The sequence below is a fragment of the Lawsonibacter hominis genome (genome assembly GCF_014287895.1).
Lineage (GTDB): Bacteria > Bacillota > Clostridia > Oscillospirales > Oscillospiraceae > Lawsonibacter_A > Lawsonibacter_A hominis.
Map to the genome: position 1 here is coordinate 1 of NZ_JACOPP010000067.1, position 2,113 is coordinate 2,113.

At 44.5% G+C, this 2,113-nt stretch carries 2 protein-coding genes; both read right to left on the reverse strand.

The annotated features are described in order from the left end of the window. Positions 1–116: 116 nt before the first annotated feature. The gene (locus H8S57_RS16715; protein WP_058963980.1) at positions 117–467 is read right to left on the reverse strand and encodes a hypothetical protein; all 351 of its coding nucleotides are present in this window, start codon (positions 465–467) and stop codon (positions 117–119) included. Positions 468–674: 207 nt separating this feature from the next. Next, positions 675–1,886: an ATP-binding protein gene (locus H8S57_RS16720; protein ID WP_186909083.1), complete on the reverse strand. Its 1,212-nt coding sequence runs from the start codon at positions 1,884–1,886 to the stop codon at positions 675–677. Positions 1,887–2,113: the final 227 nt, after the last annotated feature.

Consider the following 2,113-nt stretch of genomic DNA (forward strand, 5'->3'; position numbering starts at 1 on the left):
AGGCCACAAGCTGGTTCTTGAAATAAATATCAGCGATGTAATCGGAAGATTGGGACCGCTTCACATCAAAGCCGCGCCGGGCAAGCTGTTCAAAGAACAGCCTGTAAAAATCGGTTTTATTTCGCAATCGGTTTCCTCCTTTCCTGATAACCTTTTCGCTTCATTACATCTTTGAGAACTTCAACGAAAGCAAAAATGCGCTCTGCCGCCGCCTGATTTTTGGGGTAAACCGCAGGCAGCGGAGGGCGCCGCTGTTTTTTCAGATCGTACCATAGACAGCCGCCGTCCCTTCGTTCAGGGAACATACAGGACGGGACAGAGGTGCGCAGGGTATAAGGGCAGTTATGGCAGGGGTGTCCTTTGGGGTATTCATATTGGTGAACCGTCAAAGGGGCAATGCCATACGAACCGCTCGGAATCGACACCGGCACACCATTTTGCTTATAGGAAGTGTTCGCTTCTATCATCCTTTCTCCTTTCTGGAACCGGGTGGCCGGTCACTTTTTTGCTTTTCAAAAAATCTTCTGAAAATAGAAAGAGCAGCCCCGCAGGACTGCTTTCTGTATGGCAATATCAATTTTTTCAAGGGACTTTTCTTCCAAAGTCACAACTTTTTCAAGGGACTTTTTCCGGCAGACAGTAGATTTTCATTGAGTTTCATCTGGTGTTCGATGTCAATACTCCGCACTGAGCAGGAAATCCGCTATGTGCATTGTCTTGATTCCCTCATAGTTCCCACCGGCAAATTCGTCTGTTGTGAGAACAAATTTGGGGTAATTATCCGGTATTTCAAGCAGGCGGCTATATTCTCTCTTTTCTGTCTTTTCCGAGTTGATCTCCTGCGTCACCTGAACATAGATTTTTTCGTTTTGTCTGACTGCTACAAAATCAATCTCGCTATCTCCGGTTTTCCCCACATTGACAGTATATCCCCGTCGGCAGAGTTCCAAATATACGATATTTTCAAGGCTGGAAGCAACGCTGTCTGCGTTATAGCCGAGAACACTGTATCGCAAGGCAACATCGGCCAGATAGAATTTTTCCTGCGTTTTCAGGATTTCCTTCCCCTGCAAATCATATCTGGAACAGCGGTGAAGCAGATATGCCTTTTCCAGCTTTTCCAAATAGCTGTAAACCGTTTCGTTGTCGAGGGATCGCCGTTCTGCTTTCAGGTAATCTGCAATGGACTTGGCGGAAAAGGTGTTGCCGACATTATTGAATGTGTATTTTACGACACGCTCCAACTGGTCGATCTTCCGAACCTGATTTCGCTTTACAATATCCGAGAAAATTGTGGAGTTGTATATATCCCGGACAATCGTATAGATTTCATCCTGAGAATACGCCTGTAAATGAGTTGCTGGGAACCCGCCCAAGCGGACATAATTGGCAAGTTCTGTTTTCGGCTCCCCAACATTGGCGAATTTGCTTTTGAACATCAGATATTCGCCAAAAGACAGGGTGAAAATGCGGAAGGAAACATATCTGCCAGTAAGATAGGTCGCTATTTCAGAGGACATCATTCTGGAGTTGGAGCCTGTAATATACAAGTCAACATCAAAATCGGACGCCAGCGAATTAACAATCTTTTCCCATCCCTTGATTTCTTGAACCTCGTCCAAAAACAAATAGGTCTTGCCCGCAGGGGAGAGTTTTTCTTTCAAGAGTGTGTAGATCTGCTTTGCCGTCATATCCTCATATTCCATAGAATCAAAACGACAGCTTATAATGCGATCTTCTGGAATGTTTCGTTCCGTTTTCAGCCTTTCCATAATCATTTTCAATATGGTAGATTTTCCGCAGCGGCGCACTCCTGTAAGGATTTTTACAAAGGGAGTATCTACATAGGCCATGATCTTATCCACATATAACGGTCTATCAATCATTGTGACCACCTCCATTTGTAATTATTATACCGCAAAACAAGCAGGTGGTCAATTTTTTGCGGTTTATAACCGCAAAACTTTTCGACAATATATTTGATTGCGGGTCACTATGGCTCCATACCTTTATCTTTGTGCCGCAGATACCACTCTTTTCGGGCTGCCTTTGACAAATCTGTACTCATCGCCTTTTGCCGGTCATCATATTCCATATCAAGGCTCATGGCAGT